The following is a 22,959-nucleotide window of genomic DNA, read 5'->3' as shown; positions in this document are numbered from 1 at the left end:
ATCGGTAAGTCAACGCACGTTACCCGGTTCTTCCCGCTCTGCGGGAGTTCAGTCCCGGGTGATGGACATCATGCGTCGCGCAAGGTTGCCGGGTGAGCCCTCTGGGCAGCTTTTCAGGATCCGGCGGGCGCGTAAAGCAGCCGGTTGGCGGTGCCGCCCGGGACGCCCTTGAGCACGTCCGGCGTCGCCGCCGCCACCAGGGCGTCATCCACCTGAGCGGGGGTGTCGCCGGGGTGCTGGGCGCGGTAGAGCGCGGCCACGCCGGCCGCGAACGCCGCCGCCATCGACGTGCCGGACTCCGGGCCCGCGCCGGTGCCGCCCGCGATCGGGCACGGGATGTCGGTGCCCGGGGCGTACAGGTCGACGGCCTGGCCGGAGTTCGACGTCTTGTCCGGCTGATCCTGGGCGTCGGAGGCGGCGACGGTCAGCGCCTCGGGCACCCGGCCCGGCGAGAAGCCACCGGCGTCGGCGGACTCGCTGCCCGCCGGGACGGCGATCGGCACCACCTCGGCCAGCCGTTTCACCGCGGCGTCGAGTTCGTCGCTGGGCACCCCGCCGATGCCGAGGACGGCGACGGCGGGCTGCTGGGCGTTCTGCGCGACCCAGTCGATGCCGGCGATGATCTGGTCGATGGCGCCGCCGCCGTCCTTGTCGAGCACCCGCACGGGCACGATCTGGGCGCCCTTCGCGACGCCGTAGTCCTTGCCGGCGGCGATGCCGGCGAGGCGGGTGCCGTGGCCGTTGGTGTCGCTGGTGTCGGTGCCGCCGTTGAGGAAGTCCCGCCCGGGCGCGACGCGGCCCTGGAAGTCGGGGTGCTTCGCGTCGACGCCGCTGTCGATCACGTAGACGGTGACACCCGCGGCGTCGCTCGCGTAGTGGTAGGCGTGGTCGAGGCCGGTGCGCTGGTCGATCCGGTCCAGCCCCCAGCTGGGCGGATCGGGCTGCACGCCGCTGCCCGAGACCTGGCCGGCGAGCACGGCCACGGCCGCGAGAAGCATCCTCATGATCGTCGTGGTACCCCGGCGGTGCCCGGCCGACAACTCAGAGCTGTCGCCCGTTCGGCTGATTCCGCGCGATCAGCGCCCCGGCCACGATCCCGAGGACGAGCGAGCTCCCGAAGACGATCACCCCGGCGAGGTTCGTCCCTTCCGGTTGGGCTTTCCCGAAGGCGGCCACGATCCCGAGGGCGCCGGCGGACCAGCCGGCGGCGAACCGGCTGGCCCCGGTCACGCCGGCGAGCACCGGCACGGCGACGGTGAGGACGGCGGTGAGCGCGAAGGCGCCGACCGCGCCGACGCTGCTGCTGTCGGCCGAAAACCGGAGGAAGAGGCCGCCCGCGCCGATCAGGCCGAGCACCATCGCGGCCCATTCGTACCGGCCGGGCCGCCGGAAGCCGAGCTGCCCCCGGACGAGCCACCCGGCACCGGCCCCCGCCGCGAAGACGGCGAGCAGCCCGGCGAAGAGGAACCCGAAGGCGGCCCCGAGGTGGTGCCCGTCTTCGGCGGTGAGGTACCGGCCGGTCCCGTAGGTCATGACGAGGCCCCACAGAGCGGCCACGGCGACCCCGGCGGTCCGGCCGGACGGGGCGGCCGATGCGGTGTCGCGGACGCCGGCGACGATCGCGACCACGGCGAGGGGCCAGACGTACCACTCGAGGCCGGGAAGGGCGCCGGCGAGCGTGTAGCTGTAGTCGCTCAGGTTGTACTGGTATTCGAAGGCCAGGCTGACGGCCATCATGACGCCGCCGCCGACGGCGAGCAGCCCGAGGAAGACGACGGCCGGCTCGCGGGGACTCGCAGGCCGGGACGCGGAGGTGGGTTGCGGCGGGCTCGCCGCGACAGTCCGGGTGGCGATGGGGTTCGGCGCTTCCGCAGCAGCTGCTGCCGCCGGCTCGGCCACGATCGGTTCTCCGAGAGTTTCGGAGGCAACGACCGGCTCTGGGCCTCCCAGGTCTTCGGCGGCAACGCCCGGCTCCGCCGCCCCGGCCTCGGCCCCACCAGCAGCGCCCGGCCCAGCCCCCGCCTCACCGGCGACGCCCCGCCCAGCTACCCCGACCCCGGCCCCGCCGGCAACGCCCGGCCCAGCCACCCCAGCCCCGGCCCCGCCGGCAACACCCGGCCCAGCCACCCCAGCCCCAGCCCCGCCAGCCACGCCCGGCCCAGCCACCCCAGCCCCAGCCCCGCCAGCACCGCCCGGCCCAGCCACCCCGGACTGCCCCGGCCCGGCAGCCACCGCCGCCGCTTCGACCGCCACCGCCGTCTCGCCTGTCGGGCCGGTCACCACCACCTTGCCCTGCCGCGGCTCCGCTCCCGGCGTCACCCTCACCTCGGCACCGCCCGCGGTCTCCCGGACCTCGATCCACTCCGCCGACGCTTCGAACCGGCAGGCCCGCGCCACCGGCGGCCCCAGCAACCGGATGCGCCTGCTGGCCACGTCCGCCTCGAACCGCACCGACGGCACGTCCGCCCGCACCACCGCGAACGCCATCGCGTCCGCGGCCGCCGCCGCGATGTGCTCGATGTCCGTCGATGCCATTGCCTTGAGCGCCTCGAACGCGCCCATCGCCACCGGCAGGTTGTCGCTCGACAGCCTCCGCCGCAGCTCCGCCACCGCCCCCAGCCTGGTGAACGGGTTCTCCGCCCCGATCGCCGCCGCCAGGTCCGCCGGGACCGGGGACGGCTTGATGCGCCGCCGCCGGCTCTTCGCCAGGTACAGCTCGCCCTGCATCTCGATGTCGCGGCTCGGCGTCTGCTTGGGGTTGCGCTCGCGGACCCGGTCGAACAGGTACTCGTACAGCTCGCCCAGTGCGATCCAGCCGTCCTCGTCGCGGTCGGCTTCGCCCGTGCGCAGGCCCTCCACCAGCGCCGAGGTGAACACCGACGGCCGGGCCGGCTCGTCCGAGGCCAGCCTCGCGCCCTCGAAGGCGTACTCGATCGAGTTCGACGCCGTGATCACCGCCCGGCCGCGGCCGCCGCGGAAGCTGTCGAGGACGTTCGCGTCGCCCGACGCCCGGACCGCCACGCCCTGGCCGAACGCGCCGCCGTAGCAGCAGTCCAGCAGCAGGACGATGCTGCGCGAGCGGCTCTGCCGGATGCACTGCTGCACGAACTGCGCCGGCACCGCCGTCGACCGCAGCCGGTCGGGGCGCGTGTTGCGGGCGGCGAAGTACAGGGCGCCCGAGTCGTCCTTCAGGCCGTGGCACGAAAAGTGCAGCAGCAGGACGTCGTCGGGCTTGCCCTCCACGCAGAGGTCCTCGATCTCCGCCTGCACCGTGTACGCGGTCTCGTTCCGCACGACACGCACGTCGAAGTCGCTGATCGCCCGGTCGGCGAGCACCCCGGCCAGGGCGTCGGCGTCCGCCGCGGGCGAGCCCAGCCGCTGCAGCCCCGCGTTGTCGTACTCGCCGTTGGCGACGATCAGCGCCCGCCTCCGCCCGGCCATACCGCCAGGAAACGCCCATCCGGCGCATTACTGCAAGCAGCCGAACGGGCGCACCTATCCAGCCGCGGACCGGAAAATCGTTTCCTGCTTCTCCAGGCAAACCACCGCGTCGAACGCCGAAGCGACATCGACCGGCACGGTCACGTGCGCGTGCCGGATGCCCGACGCCGTGGGACGCGCGACCACGCACGGCGCCCGTGAGGCCAGCGCTGCCTCGACGCTGCCTTCCGCCGGCTCGTCGAGACCCTGCTCGAACATCCGGAACCCCAAGGGGAAGGCCGGATCGGACGCCAGGCCGGTCGTCGTCCCCGAGACGGCGGTCAACGCGAGCGCGAAATACCGATCCCCCAGCTCGGCGGCCAGGTGCGTGCCCGCCGTCGGCGCCAGCATGCCCGGCACCGGCGACAACGGGACGCGCTGCAAGTGTCCGTTGTGGAGCATCAGGACGATCTTCTCGCCGGGGAACCGCCGCCGCAGCAGCCGCACGGTGGCCGCCATGTACGTGTCCCGCGACGAGCTCTGCGGCTCCGGCGCCTGCCCGGCCATCAGCGCGTCCAGCTCCCGCAGGTACAGGTCGACGCGCAACGCGCCATCCGCGTCGTGGGCGGCTTCGGGTGCCACCGACTCGACGTGTCCTTTGAGGACAGTCAGCGCCACGGTGGCCGCGTCCCGTGCCGCGACGCTCATCTCCCGGTACCGGTCCGGCGCCACCGCACTGCTCACCGACGCGTACGCCTCGCAGGCCGCCAGCGCATTGTCCACAAGGAACACATTGGCGGGATCCACCCGCGAGAGGACTTCGCGCACCGCCTCCAGCGACGGCACCGGCGAGCCCGCCGAACCCGGCACGTCGAGGCCGGAAAACCGGACCCCGCGGCCGCGCAGCCACGTCAGCATCTCGTGCACCTCGGCCGAGTCGCCGAGGCCGAAGGTGAAGCCGTCCCGGGCGACGTCGGCGACCTCGCCCGGACCGCCCCGCAGCCACGCGTCGACCAGGTGGCCCTCCGGGAAGCCGCCTTCGAACCCGAGCACGGTGAACCCGCACTCGGCGACGAGGTGGCGCAGGAGGCGGTCGCGCAGCACGCCGAACTCGCGGATGTGATGGTTGTTCTCGCCGATGGCGACGACTTCGGCGTCGCCGATCAGGCCGGCGATCTCGGCAACGTCGACGGTTCCTGTCATACTGAGCACACTAACGCAACAGGAGTAGCAGTTGGCAACCGAGATTTCCGGGACGAAGCGCCCGGGCGGCCGCACCGAGCGGACCCGCCTCGCCGCGCTGAACGCCACCCTCGAGCTGCTCGGCGAACGCGGGTACGCGGAGCTGAGCGTCGAGGCGGTCGCCGAACGCTCCGGCGTGCACAAGACCACGCTGTACCGCCGCTGGGAGTCCGCCGAGGGCCTGGTCGCCGCGGCCCTGCTGATGGGCGCCGAGCAGGAGTGGGCCGTGCCGGACACCGGCTCCCTCGAAGGCGACCTGCGCGCCGTCAACCTGGAGCTGGTCCGCTACTTCACCACCCCGGGCGAGCGCGAGCTGCCGACGGCGTCGATCTCGGCGGCCTTCCTCTCCCCGCGCGCGGCCGACGCCCTGCGGGAGTTCTACGTCGACCGCCACGCCCGTTCGGCGGCCGCGGTGACCCGGGCGATCGAGCGCGGCGAAGTCCCGCCCGGCACCGACCCGGTCGAGGCGGTGCGCGTGGCCTGCGGGCCGATCTTCTACCGCCTGTTCGTGTCCCGGGAGGGCGTGACACCGGCGGACGCGGGCGTCGCCGCCGCCGCGGCTGCGGCGGCGGCGAAAGCCGGCGTGTTCACGGCAACGACCGGCGGAACCGCATCTCCTCCAGGGTGACGCGCCCGTCGTCCTCGACGACCAGCACCCGGCCGCCGTCACCGATGCGCCGGGCCCACGCCGCCGCCCGCGTCTCGCCGATCGCCGGGGCGTCGGCCACGGTGGCGGCGCGGACGGCACTCAGCTCTTTTCCAGGTACTCCGCCCGGTCGACGTCGACGACGTCGCCGACCATCTGGGCCAGGCCGCGGTACTTCTCCAGGTCCGGGTCCTTCTCGACGATCTCCTGCGCGCTCTGCCGGGACGCGGCGATGACGTCCTCGTCCCGCAGCAGCGACAGCAGTTTCAGCGTGGACCGCTTGCCCGACTGCGCGGCGCCGAGGATGTCGCCTTCGCGGCGCAGCTCCAGGTCCAGCCGCGACAGCTCGAAGCCGTCCGTCGTGGATTCGACCGCCGCCAGCCGTTCGCGGGTCGCCGTGCCGTCGAGGGTCTCGGTGACCAGCAGGCACAGCCCCGGCACGCTGCCCCGGCCGACGCGGCCGCGCAGCTGGTGCAGCTGGCTGACGCCGAACCGGTCGGCGTCCATGATCACCATCGCGGTGGCGTTCGGCACGTTCACGCCGACCTCGATCACCGTGGTGGCCACCAGGACGTCCAGCTGCCCCGCGGAGAACGCGCGCATCACGGCGTCCTTGTCGTCGGGGGGCATCCGGCCGTGCAGCACGCCGATCTTCAGCCCCTGCAGCGGGCCGTGCTCCAGCTCGGGGGCGACGTCCAGCACCGCCAGCGGCGGCCGCTTGTCGCTCTTGTCCGACGGCGGCTCGTCGCCGATCCGCGGGCAGACGACGTAGGCCTGGTGGCCCTTGCCGACCTCTTCGCGCACGCGCTGCCAGATCCGCTCGAACCAGGCCGGTTTTTCGGCGACCGGCACGACCGTGGTCGAGATCGGCGACCGCCCGACCGGCATCTCGCGCAGCGCCGACACTTCCAGGTCGCCGTACACGGTCATGGCGACCGTGCGCGGGATCGGCGTCGCGGTCATGACCAGGACGTGCGGGCTGGTGTCGCCGGCGCCTCGCGTGCGCAGCGCGTCCCGCTGCTCGACGCCGAACCGGTGCTGCTCGTCGACGACGGCGAGGCCGAGGTCGGCGAACTCGACGTGGTCCTGGATCAGCGCGTGCGTGCCGACGACGATGCCCGCTTCGCCGCTGACGATCTCCAGCAGCGCCTTCTTGCGTTCCTTCGCGCCCATGGACCCGGTGAGCAGCGTGACGCGGGTGGCGTTCTCCGCCGCGCCCAGCTCGCCCGCCTGGCCGAGGTCGCCGAGCATCTCCCGCAGCGACCGCGCGTGCTGCGCGGCCAGCACCTCGGTCGGCGCCAGCATCGCGGCCTGCCGCCCGTTGTCGACGACCTGCAGCATCGCCCGCAGCGCGACCACGGTCTTGCCCGAGCCGACCTCGCCCTGCAGCAGCCGGTTCATCGGGTGCTCGGACGCGAGGTCCGTCGCGATCTCGTCGCCGATGCCCCGCTGGCCGGCGGTGAGGTCGAAGGGCAGCCGCTTGTCGAAGGCGTCCAGCAAGCCGCCGCTGACGTGCGGGTTCGCCTTCGCCGGCCGTGAGATGGCCGAGTGGCGCCGCTGCGCGAAGATCAGCTGGACGGCCATGGCTTCGTCCCACTTGAGCCGCTTCTTCGACGCCTCCAGGTGCGCCCAGTTCTCCGGGCGGTGGATGCCACGCAGGGCGTTGTCGAGGTCGGCCAGCTTGTGCAGCCGCCGCAGCTCGGCGGGCATCGGGTCGTCGTCGACCTCGAGGACGTCGAGGACCTGGCGCACGCACTTGGCGATCGACCACGTCGGCATGCCCTGCGCCGCCGGGTACACCGGGATGATCGCGGCGAGGAAGTTGTCCATCGCCTCGGCTTCGTTCTCGGCGTCGAACAGCTCGTACTCGGGGTTGGTCAGCTGCAGGGTGTCGCGGAAGGCGGACACCTTGCCGGCGAACAGGCCGGTCTTGCCGGGGACCAGGTCCTTCTCGCGCCACGCCTGGTTGAAGAACGCGCAGGTCAGCCGGCGTTTCCCGTCGGTGATCACCATGTCGAGGATGGTGCCGTTGCGGGCCTTCATCCGCCGCTTGCTCACTTTTTCGATGCGCGCCAGCACGGTGGCGTGCTCGCCGAGCTCGAGCCCGTGGATGTCCGTGAGCTCGCCGCGCTCGGCGTAGCGGCGCGGGTAGTGGCGCAGCAGGTCGCTGACCGTTTCGATGTCCAACGAAGTGGCGAGCGCCTTCGCCGTCTTGGCGCCCAGCAGCAGCGGCAGCTTGTCGCGCAGTCCGGCCATCTCGCTATTCGACTCCCATCAGCAGCACCGCGTCCGCCTGGCCGCTGGCGTAGCTGGTCAGCTCCACCTCCGGGTGCTCCACCCGCAGCTGCTCCGCGAGCTCGTCGGCGACCCCCGGCGGAGCGGCGGCGCCGCTGAGCACCGTCACCAGCTCGCCGCCGAGCGCCAGCATCCGGTTCAGCACCTTCATCGCGGCCGCGACCAGGTTCGTCTCGGACGCGGGCGCGGGCTCGATCAGCACCACCTCGTCGTCGACCAGGCCGACCACGTCGCCGGACTGGGCCCGGCCCACCCAGGTTAGCGACTCCTCCTGCGCGATCCGCAGTTCGCCACGCCTGGTCGCGGCGGCCGCTTCGGCCATCGCGACGACGTCGTCGTTGGTGCGGCGCCCGGCGTCGTGCACGGCGAGGGCGGCCAGCACCTGCACCGGCGAGGCGCACGGGATGACCACGACGTCCCGGTCGGCGGCCATCGCGTGCCCGGCGGCGGTGTCGGCCGCGGCAGTGAGGGCGACGCTGCCCGGCAGCACGGTCACCTGCCGCCCGGCGGCCTCGTTGAGCAGGCTCATCATGTCCTCGACACTCGGCGTCCCGCCTTCGGGCACGGCCAGCACCGGGATGCTTTCGGCGCGCAGCAGCTCGGCCAGCGCCCCGCCGTGGACGACGGCGACGACCGTGCGGTCGATCCCGCCGCCCGGCTCGATCGGCGTCGGCGTGAGCAGGGGTTCGACCCGGATCCTGCGCGGCCGGCCGAGCGCGAGCCCGGCTTCGATGGCGCCGCCGATGTCGGCGCAGTGGACGTGCACGGCGTGGCTGCCCGAGCCGTCACCGGCCACGGTGACGCTGTCCCCGAGGCCGCTCAGCTCCTTCTGCAGCGTCGGCAGGCTCGCCTCGTCGACGCCGTCCAGGAGGTACATGACCTCCCAGGCGTAGGCCTCGGCGCTTTCGGTGTGGACCTCGAGGGGGTGCTCCTGCTCGACGGGGGCGCCGGTGAGCACGCCGACCAGCGCGTCGAGCACGGCGACCAGGCCGCGCGCCCCGGCGTCGACGACCCCGGCCCTGGCCAGCGCGGGCAGCTGCTCGGGCGTCTTCTCGAGGGCGTGCGCGGCCTCTTTCGCTGCTTTGGTGGCGATCTCGGGCAGGGAGCTCGTGTCGCCACGCACGGCGAGGGCGACGGCGTGCAGGACGGTCAGGATGGTCCCGGCGACCGGGCGGCTGACGGCGCCGGTGGCGACTTCGTCGGCGTGCCCCAGTGCTTTCGCCAGCCAAGCGCCGTCCAGGTCCCCTTCGGCGCGGTCGGCGAGCCCGCGCACGACCTGGGAGAGGATCACGCCGGAGTTGCCCTTGGCGGAGGCGACGGCGCCCCGCGCGAGGGTCTTCAGCGCTTCGGCGGCGGTTTCCGGCGTGGACCGCTCGAGCTCCCGGGCCGCACCGGTCATCGTGAAGAGCATGTTCGAGCCGGTGTCGGAATCGGCGACGGGGTAGACGTTGATCTCGTCGATGGCCGGCCGCAGGCTCGCGAGACTGTGCACACAGCCCGCAGCCCAGGCCGACACCGCCGCCGCGTCCAGCACCCGCACCCCGTAACCTCCTGACCGGTCCGAGGCAGCGTATCGACCCGGTGCCGAGGGCCGCGAAAGCACTAGTTACTATGGTCGAGTTGCCCAGTGCATCTGGGCTCATTTCTATGACCCAGATCCAAAGGAGTTCGACGTGGCTGCCGTGTGCGACGTCTGTGGCAAGGGACCCGGCTTCGGCAAGTCGGTCTCGCACTCCCACCGCCGTACCAACCGCCGGTGGAACCCGAACATCCAGACCGTCCACGCCAAGGTGGGTGTGTCCCAGCGCAAGCGCCTGAACGTGTGCACCTCGTGCATCAAGGCGGGCAAGGTCGTTCGCGGCTGAGGCGAGAAGAGTTCGAATGGCGGGTGCTCCTCGGAGCACCCGCCATTTTCTTTACTTCAGGAAGTCCGTCAGCAGGGGCTTGAGCGTCTCCGGGTACTGCAGCACCCCGTGGTCCTGCCCCTCCAGCGTCTCGTGACGAGCACCCGGCACCGCCGCGGCCGCCGCGCGGGCGCCCGCCTGGAGCGTGTCGTCGCTCGCGCCGCCGCCGATCACCAAGGCCGGCACCTTGATGCGGGCCAGGTTCTCCGTCCGCGGGCGGGCGTCCGGGCCGACGATCGTCAGGTCGTACGGCAGCGTGTGCGCCAGCGCCGTGAACCAGCCCCACACCGGGGCCTGCTTCATCCCCTCGATCATCTCTTCCGGCGTGCCCGCGACCTTCAGGAACGTCGCCACCGCGCCGTCGCGGTCCCCCGCCGCCAGCCGGGCGCGCACCTCGGCCACGACGTCGCGCGGGTGCTCGTCGGTCGCGTACGGCGGCTCGTACGCCACCACGCGCTCGATCGGGAGCCCCGCCGCGGCCGCCTCCAGGGCCAGGACCGCGCCCGACGAGTGGCCGAACACCGACGCCGTCCCGCCCACCTGGGCGATCAGCGCCGCGATGTCCTCGATCTCGCGCTCGACCGCGTACTCGGCCGAGTCGCCGGAGTCACCCCGGCCGCGCCGGTCGTAGACGATCGTCGTGAAGTCGCCGGCCAGGACCTCGGCCAGGCCCACCGTGGTCGTCCGGTCGTTGAACGCGCCGCCGACCAAGATCACCGGCGGGCCGTCGCCGCGCTGCTCGAAGAAGATGGTCGTGCCGTCGGCCGATGTGACGTTCATGTGCCCTCCAAGGATCCGTTTCCCCTCGGTCGGAGCCGTCACGCGGATCCGGACACCGAACCTACGGCAGTTTCCAGTCCACCGGCGCCGCGCCCTGCTGCTCCAGCAGCTGGTTCGCCCGGCTGAACGGGCGCGATCCGAAGAAGCCGTTGTGCGCCGAGAGCGGGCTCGGGTGCGCCGACTCGATGCACGGCACCTCGCCCAGCATCGGCCGCAGGTTGCGCGCGTTGCGGCCCCACAGGATCGCCACCATCGGCTCCGACCGGGCCGCGAGGGCCTTGATCGCCTGCTCGGTGACCTCTTCCCAGCCCTTGCCCTGGTGCGAGTTCGACTTCCCCGGCTGCACGGTGAGCGCCCTGTTGAGCAGCAGCACGCCCTGGTCGGCCCACGGCGTCAGGTCGCCGTTCGACGGCAGCGGGTGGCCGAGGTCGTCGACGTACTCCTTGTAGATGTTGACCAGGCTCTTCGGGATCGGCCGGACGTCCGGCGCCACCGAGAAGCTCAGGCCCACCGCGTGCCCCGGCGTCGGGTACGGGTCCTGCCCGACGATCAGCACGCGCACGTCGTGGAACGGCTGCTGGAACGCCCGCAGCACGTGTTCACCCGCCGGCAGGTAGGTGCGGCCCGCGGCGATCTCCGCGCGGAGGAACTCCCCCATCGCGGCGACCTGCGGCGCCACCGGTTCGAGGGCTTTCGCCCAGCCTGCCTCGACGATGTCCTGCAGCGGTCGTGCGGTCACGGCGCGCAAGCCTACCGGGCGTGGCCGGCGTCACCCGAGCGGGTCGAGCCGCCTCAGTTCGGCGCGGAACCGCTGCGCCCGCTTGACGTACGAATCCACGACGAGCGCGATGTTCTCCGCGCTGAACGACTTGTTCTCGCGCACCTTCCCCGGCACGCCCAAGGCGATCTCGCCGGTCTTCACGTGTGAGCCGTACGACAGCACCGCGCCCGCGCCGACCATGCCGCCGTCCTCGATGACCGAGCCGTTCAGCACCACCGAACCGGAGGCGATCAGGCAGCCGGTGCCGATCGTCGCGCCCTCGACGTGCACCGCGTGCCCGATCGCCGACGACGGCCCGAGGATCGTCGGGTGCCGCTCGGTGCAGTGCAGGACGCAGCCGTCCTGGACGTTCGAGCGCTCGCCGATCTCGATGTAGCCGTGGTCGCCGCGCAGCACGGTCTGCGGCCACACCGACGCGTGCGCGCCGATCCGGACGTCGCCGATCACCGTCGCGTCGGGGTGGACGTAGGCGTCGGGGTGGATCGTCGGTTCGAGATCACCGAGTGCGTAGATCGCCATGCCGCCTCCGGGTGACTGCGGTTTCACTTCCGGTGCGATTGGATCACGCCATCGCCGCGGAAAGGAACGCCAGTACCGGGAGCACGGGCCTCGTGCTCCTGCTCGTCGTGCTGACCTGGCTGCTCAGCCTGCCCGTGGCCACCCCGGCACTCGCGAACGGCCTGGCCGGGACCCCGCCGATGGGCTGGAACAGCTGGAACCAGGTCCGCTGCTACGACCTCACCGAGGATGTCGTGCGCAAGGCCGCCGACGCGCTCGCCGACAGCGGCCTGCGTGACGCGGGTTACAAGTACGTCGTCGTCGACGACTGCTGGCAGGCGCCCGCCCGGGCCGCCGACGGGTCGCTGCAGCCGGACCCGAAGCGGTTCCCGCACGGCATCGCCGACCTCGCCGACTACGTGCACTCCCGCGGCCTGCTGTTCGGCATCTACGCCGTCCCCGGCAGCCGCACCTGCGCGATGGCGAACGACGCCTACCCGGCGGCCGGCATCGGCTCGCTCGGCCACGAGCGCCAGGACGCCGAAACGTTCGACCGCTGGGGTGTCGACTACCTCAAGTACGACTGGTGCAACGCCGACACCGTCGACGGCCTCGACCGGAAGGCCGCGTTCGAGAAGATGCGCGACGAGCTCGCCGCGCTGCCCCGGCCGATCGTCTACGCGATCTCCGAATACGGCGTCTCCAGCCCGTGGACCTGGGCCCGGCCGGTGGCGAACCTGTGGCGCACCACCTACGACCTGGTCCCTACCTGGGACTCGGTGCTCGCGACGATCGACCAGCAGGCCGCCGTCGCCGTGCACAGCGGCTCGCCCGGCGGCTGGAACGACCCCGACATGCTGCAGGTCGGCAACGGCACCCTCACCGCCGACGAGGCCCGCGCGCACTTCAGCGTCTGGGCCGTGCTCAACGCGCCGCTGTTCGCCGGCACCGACCCGGCGAAGCTGAGCGACACCGACCTCGCGACGCTCGGGAACACCGAGGCGATCGCGGTCGACCAGGACTTCGCGGGCGGCCAGGGACGGCGGCTCGCCGCGGGCCCCGGCTACCAGGTGTGGGGAAAACCGTTGTCCGGCGGCGGTTTCGCGGTGGTGCTGCTCAACACCGGCAGCACCACCGCGACCGTCTCCGCGTCGGTTCCCGGCGCGTGGCAGGTCCGCGACCTCTGGGCCCACCGGGACGCCGGAACCGGCGTCTCGGCGACGCTGCGTCCGCACGCGGCGGCCCTGCTGAAGCTCACACCGAGGTGAGGTCCTTGCCGTAGCAACGGCTTTCCGGCTCGTTCCGGTAGACGCCGAACTTCGGGATCTCGACGTACCCCGACGACGTGTACAGCGCGATCGCTTCCGGCTGCTTGGTGCCGGTCTCCAGGACCGCGCGCTTGCGGCCGCACAGCGCCGCCGTGCGCTCCAGCTCGGACAGGATCATCCGGGCGAACCCGCGGCCGCGGGCGGAATCGGCCACGTACATCCGCTTGAACTCGGCGTCGCCGTCCTGGAAGTCGGGCTCGGGGCCGTCGTGGGCGCGCCACGCCCCGCACGCGACGGGCTCGTCGCCCTGGTAGCCGACGAGGAACACGCCCTGCGGCGGATCGAAGTCGGCCGGGGTCATCGGGGTGATGTCCTCGCTGCCGTAGCGCTCGACGTACACCTGCTGCACCGCGGCCATGAGCGTGGCCGCGTCGGGATGGTCGTAGGGGACCGGAACGATTCTCACGCTTCCGGAGCCTAGATCAGCGCCAGTGCGTCCAGCCGCCTTCTCGCGAAAACGGTTTCCCGTCGACGGTGATGCCGGAGCCGGCCATCGTGACGACGCCGATCGTGCGCCAGCCGTCCGGGAGCTCGGTGAACGGCGGGAAGGTGGCCGCCAGTGCGTGGTCCTCGCCGCCGGTGAGCACCCAGTCCAGCGGGTCGGCGCCCAGCGCGGCGCCGACCTCGGTGAGCCGGGCCGGGATGTCGAGGTCGGCGGTGCGGACGTCGATGCCGACGTCGGATGCCTCGCCGATGTGGCCCAGGTCGGCGAGCAGGCCGTCGGAGACGTCGATCATCGCGGTGGCCCCGGCCAGCGCGGCCCGCGGACCGGCCTCGTAGGGCGGCTCCGGGCAGCGCTGGGCGTTGACGACCCCGACCGGGGACCGGAAGCCCCGGCCGAGCACGGCCAGGCCGGCGGCGGCCCAGCCGAGCCGCCCGTTGACGGCGACCAGGTCGCCGGGCCGGGCCCCCGAGCGCGTCACGGGCTCGCGGTCGCCGAGGTCACCGAGCGCCGTGACACTGATCACGAGCTGGTCGGCGCGCACCATGTCGCCACCGGAGACACCGACCCCGGCGCGTTCCGCTTCGGCCCACATACCGTCGGTCAGCGCCTTGACGACGTCGCTCGGTGTGTCGGGCGGGCAGGCCAGGCCGACCAGGACGGTGGTCGGGGTGGCGCCCATGGCGGCGATGTCGGCCAGGTTGACCGCGACGGCCTTGCGTCCCACGTGCTCGGGCGAGGACCAGTCGAGCCGGAAGTGCACGCCCTGGACGAGCACGTCGGTGCTGGCGACCACCCGCCCGTCGGGGGCGGCGACGACGGCGGCGTCGTCACCCGGGCCGAGCAGGGTGCCCGGCGGCTGGCGCCGTCCTTCGGTGACGGCGCGGATGAGCGCGAACTCGCCGGTCTCGGCGACCGTTCCGTCGTTCGGTGACACCGGTCACCTCTGCTTTCTCTACCGGGACAAAGATCGATCACCGATAGTCGGATGCCCTATGTTTTTCCGTGAGCTGGCGATACGTTGCTGATGACGTTCCTACCTTGAGAGACAAGATCCCGACGAAAGGGCGCGCCGTGGTCCACGCATACATCCTCATCCAGACCGAGGTCGGCAAGGCGGCCGCGGTGGCTGCCGAGATCTCCAGCATCCCGGGTGTGACCAGCTCGGAGGATGTCACCGGACCGTACGACGTGATCGTCCGCGCGGCCGCCGACAACGTCGACCAGCTGGGCCAGCTCGTGGTCGCGAAGGTGCAGAACGTGGAGGGCATCACCCGGACGCTGACCTGCCCGGTCGTCCACCTCTGAGCAGCGTCATTCCTGGGGGGACGACCCCCAGACCCCCGGAACTGACCGCAGTGGTGTCATGGTCGGGTGCCTGAATCCGACACCGGTGCCCCACCGAGGGTGGTCCTCGTCACGGCAGCGGCGCTCGCCGTGGCCTTGGCGGTCGCCGTCGCCGTGTTAGCCCTGACCCGGCCCCCCGCGGACTCCGCGGATTCCGGTCCCCTGCCGCTCGTCCCGGTGCCCGCGCCGTCCGCGGGGTCACCGGGGTGCACGACGTTGCTGGGAGCGGTCCCGACGGAGCTGACGTCCAACGGCGCTTCTCTGAAGGTGCGCTCCCTGGCGTCCCCGGCCCCGCCCGCCACGGTGGCCTGGGGCACGACCGACCCGCTGGTGCTGCGGTGCGGCCTGGACCGGCCGCCGGAGCTGACGCCGTCGGCGCAGCTGCGGCTGGTGAACGGCGTCCAGTGGCTGCAGGTGCCGGGCGAGGGCGCGTCGACGTGGTACGTGGTGGACCGCGAGGTCTACGCGGCGCTGACGGTGCCGGACAGCGCCGGAACGGGCCCGCTGCAGCAGATCTCGGACACAGTGGCCGCGAAGCTGCCCGCGCGGCCGCTGCGTTTCGGCTAGCGGAGCCCGGTTCCGCGCGCGATCGCGGTCTCGACGAGGGTGGTCAGCAGCGTCGGGTAGTCCATGCCGGTGACCTCCCACATCTTCGGGTAGGCGGACTTCGTCGTGAAGCCGGGCATGGTGTTGACCTCGTTGATGACCAGCTCGTGGTCTTCGGTGACGAAGAAGTCGACGCGCGCGAGCCCCTGGCAGTCGAGGGCCCGGAACGCTTCGACGGCCATCGCGCGGAGCTTCTCGGTGAGGGCGTCGTCGAGCTTGGCCGGGATGTCGAGCTCGGCGTCGTCACCGAGGTACTTGGTTTCGAAGTCGTACCAGGCGTTCTCGTCCTCGGACAGCACACGGATCTCGGCGGGCAGCGAAGCTTCGACGCGGCCGTCGGGGAATTCGAGGACACCGCACTCGACCTCACGCCCGACGACGGCGGCCTCCACGAGAACCTTCGGATCGGTAGCCCGCGCGAGTTCGACGGCGGCGTCGAGTTCGGCCCAGTCGGCAACGCGCGAGATCCCGACGGAGCTGCCGGCACGCGACGGCTTGACGAACACGGGCAGCCCGAGCTCCTCCCGGTCCGTTTGCTCCAAAGTAGACTGTCCACGCTTCAGGGCGACGTAGGTTCCGACCGGAAGCCCTTCGGCGGCCAGGAGTTTCTTCGCGGTCTCTTTGTCCATGGCGGCAGCGCTGGCGAGCACCCCGGGCCCGACGTACGGGATGCCGGCGAGTTCGAGCAGGCCCTGGATGGTGCCGTCCTCACCGAAGGCCCCGTGCAGCACGGGGAAGACGACATCGACACGCGACAGCATTTCGCTTTCCCGCCCGGGTTCCACGGCAACGAGCCCCTGGCTGGACGGATCACCGGCGAGAACGAGCCCCTTCCCCCCGTCGACGGACGGCAGTTCACGGCCCCGGATGGCGAGCTGGGCGGAATCGCCGGTCCCGAGCACCCAGCGGCCTTCCCGGGTGATCCCGACGGGAACGGCCTCGAACCGCGCGGGATCGAGGTGCCCCAGGACACTGCCGGCGGAAAGGCACGAGATGGTGTGCTCGCTGCTGCGCCCACCGAACACGACGGCAACCCGGATCTTCTCGCTCATGGTGAGCCACGGTACCCGGTGACCTCGCGGAACAGCCCAGCCCGGTGCGCCGGGTGGCGCCCGTCGAGCGGTGAACGCAACGGGTGACGGGGTTGGCACGTCTGGTGTGTCGAGGGGGTTGGTGGGCGGGTTGTGGATTCGCCGGGCCGGGCCTGCCGCACCAGTTCCGCCGAGCCGGGCCCGCCGGGCCCGCCGGGCCCGCCGGGCCCGCCGGGCCGGTTCGCCAGGCCGGTTCGCCAGGCCGGTTCGCCAGGCCGGTTCGCCAGGCCGGTTCGCCAGGCCGGTTCGCCAGGCCGGTTCGCCAGGCCGGGTTCACGAACCGCGGCCGCCGGCGCCAAGTCCACCGGGCCGAGCTCACGAACCGCGCCCGCTCGGGCCAAGTCCGCCGGGCCGAGCCCGCCGAGCCGGGTCCGCCGAATCAGATCCGCCGGGCCGGGTCCGCCAGGCCGGGTCCGCCAGGCCGGGTCCGCCAGGCCGGGTCCGCCGGGCCAGATCCGCCAGCCGCGCCCACCAAGCCAGATCCGCCAGCCGCGCCCACCAAGCCGGGTCCGCGAGCCGAGCCGCCGCACCAGTCCCACTGAGCCGGATCGGCAAGGCCGCATCTGTCTCGCCCGGATTCCCCCAGCCTGGTCCGCAGCACCAGGGCCGCCTGGCCCCAGGTATGCGACCCGCGCCCGCCAAGCCGGATCCACCCACCCAGCTCCCCAACCCAACCTCACCCCGCAGGTCCACTCGCCACACCTGATCGTGCAGCCCCATCGCCCCTCACCCGAACAGGACCCGCCCTCCCAGGGGGAACCACCACCAAATTGACCATATCCACCCCCACTGACCCCAACGCCCGAAAAACCCCGCCCAGACCGAGCTTCTCCACATCACAACAGCCCTGTGCACAACCCAGAGCTCACCGCAGCAAAGCCACCAAGGTAGGCAAAGCAGCCACCAGCGCCTCCCGCGAACACCCCGCGTACCCGATCGCCACCCCGAACACCGAAGGCGGCCCGGCGAAGTGCCGCGCCAGCCCGTCCAGCCGGATCCCGCGCCGCTCGGCCGCCGAGATCACCGATGCCTCCACCGAAGCCGACGAACACGGCACCACCAGGTGCGCTCCGGCGTCGTCCCCGCGCACCGGGATGCCCGCCGCCGACAACGCTCCCGCCAGCAACGTTCGCCGCTCGGCCATCTCGCGGCGCAGTTTTCGCAGGTGGCGGCCCAGGTCTCCGTTTCGCGCGAACTCGTGCAACACCCGCTGTCCCGCCGGTGACGGCCGTGTCCCGGTCGAATCGCGGTATGCCAGTACCGCCGAAGTGATCGCCTCCGGCGCCACCATCCATCCCGCCCCCAACGTAGGCGTGAGGATTTTCGACGTGGTCCCCAGATGCGCCACGACGTCCGGTGCCAATGCCGCCAGCATCGGCAGCGGCGCCACGTCGAACCGCAGCTCTCCGTCGTAGTCGTCCTCGATCACCAGCATCGACGATGCCCGCGCCCGCTCCACCAGCGACACCCGCCGTGCCGCGCTCAGCCTGCTGCCCATCGGGTACTGGTGTGCCGGCGAGCAGTACACCGCCCGCGCACCCGCCGGAATCGCGGAAGGCCGCAACCCTTCGTCGTCCACCGGGACGCCCACCACCCGCATCCCCGCCCGCCGGAACGCCTGCACCGCCCGCTGGTAGCCCGGCTCTTCGACCGCGACGACGTCCCCGCGCTCCAGGACCGCCGCCGCCAGCTCCACCACCGCCGCCGTCGTGCCGCCGGTCGCCAGGACCGAGCCCGCGGCCAGTCCCCGGTGGCGCAGCAGGTGCTCCGACACCGCCGCGCGGTACTCCGGGAGGCCCGCCCGGTGGGCCCGCACCAAGGGCTCCGGGTCGGCCGCCGCCCGCCAGGCGCGGCGCCAGGCCGCGCGGTCCAGGCCCGCCGCCCACGGTGCGCCCGGGCTGAGGTCGAGCAGCACCGGCGGCGATGCCTCGACCGCCGGGACCGCCGGCGCCGGGACCTCCGAAGCCGAGGAAGAAGGCGGCGTCGTCACGTACGTGCCCGAGCCGTGCCGCCCGGCGATCCAGCCCTCCGCGTGCAGCTGCTCGTACGCCGCGGACGTCACCGTGCGGCTGACGCCGAGGCGGCCGGCCAGTGCCCGCGTCGACGGCAGCCGGTCGCCGCCGCGCAGGTGGCCGCTCGCCGCCGCTTCGCGCAGCGCGTCGGCCAGCTGGACCGCCAGTGGCGTCACCGCCGAACGGTCGAGGCTGACCGGGAGCGCGGTGTCGGCGTGGGTCACGGGGCCTCCTCGAGTGGACTTCCCAAGTGTACGAGAAGTGGCCGTTTTCCGAGGCCACTGGCGCGGGAGACGCTGGTCGCATGTTGTCGACCACGCCCCGCACCACGCTCGGCCGCAAGAAGCACCGCGCTGTCACCGACCGCTCCGCGCTGCACGCCGTCCTCGACGAGGGGCTCATCTGCCACCTCGGGATCGTCCGCGACGGCGCACCGCTGGTCCTTCCCACCGGCTACGGCCGAGACGGCGACACGCTGTACCTGCACGGTTCGACCGGCGCCGCCAGCCTCCGCACCGCGGCGGACGGCCTCGACGTCTGCGTGACGGTGACGCTCCTCGACGGCATCGTCTACTCGCGCTCGGTCAACAACCACTCCATGAACTACCGCAGCGCCGTCATCCTCGGCCAGGCGAAGCCCGTCCTGGACGCGGAAGCGAAGATGCACGGCCTGAAGGTCCTCACCGACCACCTCGCGCCGGGGTCGTGGGCGCACGCGCGCGAGGTCAACGCCAAGGAGTTCGCCGCGGTGTCCGTGCTCGCGCTGGACCTCGCCGAGGCGTCGGTGAAGATGCGCGCCGAAGGCCCGGACGACGAGCCCGAAGACATCGAGGCCGACACCGCCTGGGCCGGGGTGCTGCCGGTGCGGACGGTCTACGGCACGCCGGAGCCGTCCGCGGACCTCTCCCCCGGCTGGACCACACCGGAGCACGTCACCGCGCGAGCGGCAACCGCACGCTGAAGGTCGTCCGGCCCGGCGACGAAGCCACCGACACCGTGCCGCCGTGCGCGGTGACCAGGGACTGGACCACCGACAGCCCGAGCCCGGTGCCGCCGTTGCCGCGGGTGCGGGAGTCGTCGACGCGGAAGAACCGGTCGAAGATCCGCTCCTGGTCCGCCACCGCGATCCCCGGCCCGGTGTCGGTGACGGCGACGACCGCTTCGGCCCCCGAAGCCGCCACCGAAACGTGCACCGACGTCCCCGGCGGGGTGTGCACGGCGGCGTTGGCCAGCAGGTTGTCGAGCACCTGCCGCAGCCGCAGCGGGTCGGCGTCGACGAACGCCGTCGCCAGCGACGAGGTCAGCGGGTGGTCCGGCCGGCCGGCGGCGAACGCGTCCGCCGCGTCTCCGGCCAGCTCGGCCAGGTCGACGCGCTCGGGCCGCAGCGGCGCCTCGGTGGCCCGCGCGTCGAGCCGGGCCAGCAGCAGGAGGTCGTCGACGAGGACGGTCATCCGGGCCGTCTCCTCGCGGATCTTCGCCAGGTGTGCCTCGCGTTCCGCCGGCTCGTTCGCCGCGGCGTAGCGGAAGAGGTCGGCGTAGCCGCGGATCGACGTCAGCGGCGTCCGCAGCTCGTGCGAAGCGTCCGCGACGAACCGGCGCAGCCGCTCGTTGGCCTCGGTCTTCGCGGCCAGCGACGTGTCGATGTGGGCCAGCATGACGTTGAACGCCGTCCGCAGCTCGTCGACTTCGGCGCCGCCGCCGGTGCCCGCGGCGCGCACCGGCAGGGCGGGGTTCGCCGTGAGGTCGTGGGAGGCGATGTCGTGTGCGGTGCCGGCCATGTCGGCCAGCGGGCGCAGGCCGCGGCGCAGCACCAGCCGTCCTACGACCACCAGTACGGCCAGCGCCAGCGCGAACGCGCCGACCTCGACCCCGATCAGCTGCCGGACCGTTCCGTCGAGGTCCTTCTGCGGCGCGGCGGACAGCAGCACCGAGTCGGTGTCGACTGGGCACGCGCGGACCCGGTACGGGCCGTCGTCGCGCAGGTAGATGTCGCGTGTGACGTCGCCGTTCACCGCCTCCGCGGCGATGTTCGCCAGCTGCTCGGCGTCGCCGGGCAGCTGGCCGCCCCGCTCCGGGACGGCCACGCCGCCCTGGATCTTGTACAGCGCCGAGTACCACGAGTAGACCGACTGCGGCGAGCCGTGCGTCTCGCGCAGCAGCGGCAGCTGCCCGTTCTGGCTCTTGGACAGCTGCTCGTCGAGCCGCCGGTCGAGGTAGCCGTGCATGATCCCGACCGTCGTGACGCCGACCGCCGCGAACACGACCAGCGCGAGCGCGCCGAGGCCGAGGGTGATCCGGGTGCCGAGCCGGGTGCGCTGCCAAGCCCCGTACCACCGGGTGAAAAAGCCCTTCACCGGTGAGCCTGCCGCACGACGTAGCCGACGCCGCGCACGGTGTGGATCAGCGGTTCGCCGCCGCCCGCGTCGACCTTGCGCCGCAGGTGCGAGATGACCAGTTCGACCACATTGGACCGGCCGCCGAAGTCGTACTCCCAGACGTGGTCAAGGATCTGCGCCTTGGTCAGCACCGCGGGCGAGCGGCGCATGAGGTAGCGCAGCAGCTCGTACTCGGTCGGGGTGAGCTCGGCCACGCGGTCGCCGCGGCGGACCTCGCGGGTGTCCTCGTCCAGGGTCAGGTCGCCGACCCGCAGCACGGCACCGCGCGCTTCCGGCTGGTGCGCGGCACCCGCGCTGCGCCGCAGCACCGCCCGCAGCCGCGCCATCAGCTCCTCGACCGAAAACGGTTTCACGAGGTAGTCGTCACCCCCGCGGGTGAGCCCGGCGATCCGGTCGGCCGTCGCGTCCTTGGCCGTGAGGAAGACCACGGGCACCGCGTTGCCGCCCGCCCGCAGGCGGTCGAGCACGGTGAAGCCGTCGAGGTCGGGCAGCATCAGGTCGAGCACGACGATGTCCGGCCCGAACTCCGCGGCCCGGCTCAGCGCGGCCTGCCCGGTCCCGGCCGTGACCGCCTGCCAGCCCTCGTACCGGGCGACGGTGGCGACGAGGTCGGCGATGTGCGGCTCGTCGTCGACGACGAGCAGGCGCACGGGGTCGGGAGTCTGCACCCCTGCATCTTCTCCCGCCGCGCGCGGGCCGGGCGACCGGACGGGGCGGCCGACAGGATTCCGACAGCCGGTACCCAGACTCGCCACAGGACGGGCGGCGAGGCTGGCCTTCGTGAACCGAACCGAAGGGGAATCCGTGTGACCACCATGACGCAGACCGCCGAGGCCGCGCGCCCGGCGATCCGCCCCCGGATCGCCGCGAAATCCGGCCTCTTCCTCTTCCTCGGTGCCAACGTGGCCGCCGTCACGGTGCTGTTCGCGCAGGCCGGGCTGTCGCCGAACTCGCTGATCACGATCGGCCGCCTCGCCGGGCTGTACGGCGCGCTGGCGATGGCGTTCCAGCTGCTGCTGGTGGCCCGGCTGCCCTGGCTGGACCGCCGGATCGGGATGGACCGGCTGACCACGTGGCACCGCTGGACCGGCTTCACGATCCTGTGGACGCTGCTGGCGCACCTGGTGTTCATCGTGTTCGGCTACGCGCAGGTCGAGCGCCACGGGGTCGTCGACGAGCTGGTCGACATGGCCGACCAGCTCGAGGGCATCCTGCGCGCGCTGGTCGCCTTCGCGGTCATCCTCTTCGTGGGCGCCGCGTCGGCGAAGTTCGCGCGCAAGCGGCTCGCGTACGAGACGTGGCACTTCATCCACCTCTACACCTACGCCGCGGTGCTGCTGGCGTTCACCCACCAGCTCGCGCTCGGCACGTCGTTCGCCGGCTCGGAATGGGCGGAGGCGTACTGGTGGACGCTCTGGCTCGGGGCCGGCGCCGCCGTCCTCGCCGGGCGCGTCCTGCTGCCGCTGTGGCGGAACCTGCGCCACCAGCTGCGCGTCACCGCGGTGGTTTCCGAGGCCCCGGACGTCGTTTCGGTGTACATGACCGGCAAGCACCTGGACAAGATGCCCGCCAGGGCGGGGCAGTTCTTCCTGTGGCGGTTCCTCACGAAGGACCGCTGGTGGCAGGCCAACCCCTTCTCGCTGTCGGCCGCGCCCGACGGCCGCACCCTGCGGCTGACCGCGAAGGCCCTCGGCGATTCCAGCGCCGGGCTGCGCAACCTCCGGGTCGGCACGCGCGTGTTCGCCGAAGGCCCGTACGGCGCCTTCACGACGATCCACCAGAAGCAGCCCAACGCGCTGCTCGTGGCGGGCGGCGTCGGGATCACGCCGATCCGCGCGCTGCTGGAGGACATCGACGGTCACGTCGTCGTGCTGTACCGGGTGCGCACCCAGGCCGACGCGGTGCTGCTGCCGGAGCTGAACGAGCTGGCCAAGGCCCGCGGCGCGGTGGTGAGCGTCCTCACCGGACCGGACCAGGCGGCCGGGCCGCGCGGGGTGATGCTCGGGCCGGCGAACCTGCACATGATGGTGCCGGACGTGCACGAGCGCGACGTGTTCGTCTGCGGCCCGCCGGGGATGACCTCGGCCGTGCTGCGCAGCCTGCGCGAGCTGCGCGTGCCGAACGCCCAGGTCCACGCCGAACGCTTCAGCCTCGCGGCCTAGGGGGATCCT

The 22,959-nt window shown here is 72.6% G+C and carries 22 protein-coding genes; 7 read left to right on the top strand and 15 right to left on the bottom strand.

Annotation, left to right across the window (positions count from 1 at the left end; all coding sequences use genetic code 11):
- Positions 1 to 113: 113 nt before the first annotated feature.
- The 3 genes from AB0M93_RS15710 to AB0M93_RS15700 are packed head-to-tail and all read right to left on the bottom strand — an operon-like array spanning position 114 to position 4,623.
- On the bottom strand, positions 114 to 998 hold the full coding sequence (locus tag AB0M93_RS15710) for a S8 family peptidase (protein WP_364274343.1): 885 nt from the start codon (positions 996 to 998) through the stop codon (positions 114 to 116).
- A 43-nt stretch (positions 999 to 1,041) separates the two neighbouring features.
- Positions 1,042 to 3,441, bottom strand: a complete 2,400-nt coding sequence (locus tag AB0M93_RS15705) for a caspase family protein (RefSeq protein WP_364273582.1) — start codon at positions 3,439 to 3,441, stop codon at positions 1,042 to 1,044.
- Between the two features lie 54 nt (positions 3,442 to 3,495).
- Positions 3,496 to 4,623: an erythromycin esterase family protein gene (locus AB0M93_RS15700; protein ID WP_364273580.1), complete on the bottom strand. Its 1,128-nt coding sequence runs from the start codon at positions 4,621 to 4,623 to the stop codon at positions 3,496 to 3,498.
- Positions 4,624 to 4,654: 31 nt separating this feature from the next.
- On the opposite strand from AB0M93_RS15700, the gene AB0M93_RS15695 reads away from it, so the two are divergent.
- Positions 4,655 to 5,290 carry a TetR/AcrR family transcriptional regulator gene (locus AB0M93_RS15695; RefSeq protein ID WP_364273577.1) on the top strand — a complete coding sequence of 212 codons (636 nt, stop codon included), beginning with the start codon at positions 4,655 to 4,657 and terminating at the stop codon, positions 5,288 to 5,290.
- Here the strand turns inward: AB0M93_RS15695 and AB0M93_RS15690 are convergent.
- Genes AB0M93_RS15690 through AB0M93_RS15680 form a run of 3 tightly spaced genes read right to left on the bottom strand, consistent with a single transcriptional unit; the run spans position 5,250 to position 9,143 of the window.
- Positions 5,250 to 5,390: a hypothetical protein gene (locus AB0M93_RS15690; protein WP_364273574.1), complete on the bottom strand. Its 141-nt coding sequence runs from the start codon at positions 5,388 to 5,390 to the stop codon at positions 5,250 to 5,252. The genes AB0M93_RS15695 and AB0M93_RS15690 overlap by 41 nt on opposite strands.
- Positions 5,391 to 5,410: 20 nt before the next feature.
- Positions 5,411 to 7,564 carry an ATP-dependent DNA helicase RecG gene (gene recG / locus AB0M93_RS15685; RefSeq protein ID WP_364273571.1) on the bottom strand — a complete coding sequence of 718 codons (2,154 nt, stop codon included), beginning with the start codon at positions 7,562 to 7,564 and terminating at the stop codon, positions 5,411 to 5,413.
- A 4-nt stretch (positions 7,565 to 7,568) separates the two neighbouring features.
- On the bottom strand, positions 7,569 to 9,143 hold the full coding sequence (locus tag AB0M93_RS15680; RefSeq protein ID WP_364273568.1) for a DAK2 domain-containing protein: 1,575 nt from the start codon (positions 9,141 to 9,143) through the stop codon (positions 7,569 to 7,571).
- 133 nt (positions 9,144 to 9,276) lie between these two features.
- On the opposite strand from AB0M93_RS15680, the gene rpmB reads away from it, so the two are divergent.
- Positions 9,277 to 9,468, top strand: coding sequence for a 50S ribosomal protein L28 (gene rpmB / locus AB0M93_RS15675; RefSeq protein ID WP_003091970.1), 192 nt, complete (start codon positions 9,277 to 9,279; stop codon positions 9,466 to 9,468).
- Positions 9,469 to 9,519: 51 nt separating this feature from the next.
- Here the strand turns inward: rpmB and AB0M93_RS15670 are convergent, their stop codons facing one another.
- The 3 genes from AB0M93_RS15670 to AB0M93_RS15660 form a co-directional block, all read right to left on the bottom strand.
- Positions 9,520 to 10,287: an alpha/beta hydrolase gene (locus AB0M93_RS15670; protein WP_364273565.1), complete on the bottom strand. Its 768-nt coding sequence runs from the start codon at positions 10,285 to 10,287 to the stop codon at positions 9,520 to 9,522.
- 61 nt (positions 10,288 to 10,348) lie between these two features.
- Positions 10,349 to 11,026 (bottom strand): uracil-DNA glycosylase, encoded by a 678-nt coding sequence (locus AB0M93_RS15665; RefSeq protein ID WP_364273562.1) that lies wholly within the window; start codon positions 11,024 to 11,026, stop codon positions 10,349 to 10,351.
- Between the two features lie 30 nt (positions 11,027 to 11,056).
- A complete protein-coding gene (locus AB0M93_RS15660; protein ID WP_364273559.1) occupies positions 11,057 to 11,587 on the bottom strand; it encodes a gamma carbonic anhydrase family protein in 531 nt (176 codons plus the stop codon).
- A 92-nt stretch (positions 11,588 to 11,679) separates the two neighbouring features.
- On the opposite strand from AB0M93_RS15660, the gene AB0M93_RS15655 reads away from it, so the two are divergent.
- On the top strand, positions 11,680 to 12,834 hold the full coding sequence (locus tag AB0M93_RS15655) for a glycoside hydrolase family 27 protein (RefSeq protein WP_364273556.1): 1,155 nt from the start codon (positions 11,680 to 11,682) through the stop codon (positions 12,832 to 12,834).
- Here AB0M93_RS15655 and AB0M93_RS15650 read toward each other — a convergent pair.
- Together AB0M93_RS15650 and AB0M93_RS15645 are read right to left on the bottom strand one after the other, a co-directional pair.
- Positions 12,821 to 13,300 (bottom strand): GNAT family N-acetyltransferase, encoded by a 480-nt coding sequence (locus AB0M93_RS15650; protein ID WP_364273553.1) that lies wholly within the window; start codon positions 13,298 to 13,300, stop codon positions 12,821 to 12,823. The two genes, AB0M93_RS15655 and AB0M93_RS15650, sit on opposite strands and share 14 nt — an antisense overlap.
- 16 nt (positions 13,301 to 13,316) lie before the next feature.
- Positions 13,317 to 14,273, bottom strand: coding sequence for a thiamine-phosphate kinase (locus AB0M93_RS15645; protein WP_364273550.1), 957 nt, complete (start codon positions 14,271 to 14,273; stop codon positions 13,317 to 13,319).
- 137 nt (positions 14,274 to 14,410) lie between these two features.
- On the opposite strand from AB0M93_RS15645, the gene AB0M93_RS15640 reads away from it, so the two are divergent.
- Positions 14,411 to 14,644: an Lrp/AsnC ligand binding domain-containing protein gene (locus AB0M93_RS15640; protein WP_003091994.1), complete on the top strand. Its 234-nt coding sequence runs from the start codon at positions 14,411 to 14,413 to the stop codon at positions 14,642 to 14,644.
- A gap of 66 nt (positions 14,645 to 14,710) precedes the next feature.
- Positions 14,711 to 15,250: a DUF3515 domain-containing protein gene (locus AB0M93_RS15635; RefSeq protein WP_364273547.1), complete on the top strand. Its 540-nt coding sequence runs from the start codon at positions 14,711 to 14,713 to the stop codon at positions 15,248 to 15,250.
- On the opposite strand, the gene AB0M93_RS15630 is transcribed toward AB0M93_RS15635, so the two are convergent.
- Positions 15,247 to 16,341 carry a D-alanine--D-alanine ligase family protein gene (locus tag AB0M93_RS15630; RefSeq protein ID WP_364273544.1) on the bottom strand — a complete coding sequence of 365 codons (1,095 nt, stop codon included), beginning with the start codon at positions 16,339 to 16,341 and terminating at the stop codon, positions 15,247 to 15,249. The two genes, AB0M93_RS15635 and AB0M93_RS15630, sit on opposite strands and share 4 nt — an antisense overlap.
- A 904-nt stretch (positions 16,342 to 17,245) precedes the next feature.
- Positions 17,246 to 18,616: a PLP-dependent aminotransferase family protein gene (locus AB0M93_RS15625; RefSeq protein WP_364273541.1), complete on the bottom strand. Its 1,371-nt coding sequence runs from the start codon at positions 18,614 to 18,616 to the stop codon at positions 17,246 to 17,248.
- Positions 18,617 to 18,696: 80 nt separating this feature from the next.
- Here AB0M93_RS15625 and AB0M93_RS15620 point away from each other — a divergent pair, with 80 nt between their 5' ends.
- The gene (locus AB0M93_RS15620; protein WP_364273539.1) at positions 18,697 to 19,353 is read left to right on the top strand and encodes a pyridoxamine 5'-phosphate oxidase family protein; all 657 of its coding nucleotides are present in this window, start codon (positions 18,697 to 18,699) and stop codon (positions 19,351 to 19,353) included.
- Here AB0M93_RS15620 and AB0M93_RS15615 read toward each other — a convergent pair.
- On the bottom strand, positions 19,325 to 20,746 hold the full coding sequence (locus AB0M93_RS15615; protein WP_364273535.1) for a HAMP domain-containing sensor histidine kinase: 1,422 nt from the start codon (positions 20,744 to 20,746) through the stop codon (positions 19,325 to 19,327). The two genes, AB0M93_RS15620 and AB0M93_RS15615, sit on opposite strands and share 29 nt — an antisense overlap.
- Positions 20,743 to 21,456 carry a response regulator transcription factor gene (locus AB0M93_RS15610; protein ID WP_364273532.1) on the bottom strand — a complete coding sequence of 238 codons (714 nt, stop codon included), beginning with the start codon at positions 21,454 to 21,456 and terminating at the stop codon, positions 20,743 to 20,745. The genes AB0M93_RS15615 and AB0M93_RS15610 overlap by 4 nt, the downstream gene beginning before the upstream one ends.
- Before the next feature lie 147 nt (positions 21,457 to 21,603).
- On the opposite strand from AB0M93_RS15610, the gene AB0M93_RS15605 reads away from it, so the two are divergent.
- A complete protein-coding gene (locus tag AB0M93_RS15605; protein WP_364274340.1) occupies positions 21,604 to 22,950 on the top strand; it encodes a ferredoxin reductase family protein in 1,347 nt (448 codons plus the stop codon).
- The last annotated feature ends 9 nt before the right edge of the window (positions 22,951 to 22,959 follow it).

The sequence above is a fragment of the Amycolatopsis sp. NPDC051102 genome (assembly GCF_040682815.1).
Lineage (GTDB): Bacteria > Actinomycetota > Actinomycetes > Mycobacteriales > Pseudonocardiaceae > Amycolatopsis.
Note: the sequence above shows the minus strand (reverse complement) of the source record. Positions and strands in the feature narration are given on the sequence as shown.

Excerpts from the sequence above, each read along its gene's own strand:
- AB0M93_RS15660 (WP_364273559.1), bottom strand. The coding sequence starts at position 11,587 with ATGGCGATCTACGCACTCGGTGATCTCGAACCGACGATCCACCCCGAC.
- recG (WP_364273571.1), bottom strand. The coding sequence starts at position 7,564 with ATGGCCGGACTGCGCGACAAGCTGCCGCTGCTGCTGGGCGCCAAGACG.
- AB0M93_RS15620 (WP_364273539.1), top strand. The coding sequence starts at position 18,697 with ATGTTGTCGACCACGCCCCGCACCACGCTCGGCCGCAAGAAGCACCGC.
- AB0M93_RS15710 (WP_364274343.1), bottom strand. The coding sequence starts at position 998 with ATGCTTCTCGCGGCCGTGGCCGTGCTCGCCGGCCAGGTCTCGGGCAGC.
- AB0M93_RS15700 (WP_364273580.1), bottom strand. The coding sequence starts at position 4,623 with ATGACAGGAACCGTCGACGTTGCCGAGATCGCCGGCCTGATCGGCGAC.
- AB0M93_RS15605 (WP_364274340.1), top strand. The coding sequence starts at position 21,604 with ATGACGCAGACCGCCGAGGCCGCGCGCCCGGCGATCCGCCCCCGGATC.
- AB0M93_RS15705 (WP_364273582.1), bottom strand. The coding sequence starts at position 3,441 with ATGGCCGGGCGGAGGCGGGCGCTGATCGTCGCCAACGGCGAGTACGAC.
- AB0M93_RS15630 (WP_364273544.1), bottom strand. The coding sequence starts at position 16,341 with ATGAGCGAGAAGATCCGGGTTGCCGTCGTGTTCGGTGGGCGCAGCAGC.
- AB0M93_RS15670 (WP_364273565.1), bottom strand. The coding sequence starts at position 10,287 with ATGAACGTCACATCGGCCGACGGCACGACCATCTTCTTCGAGCAGCGC.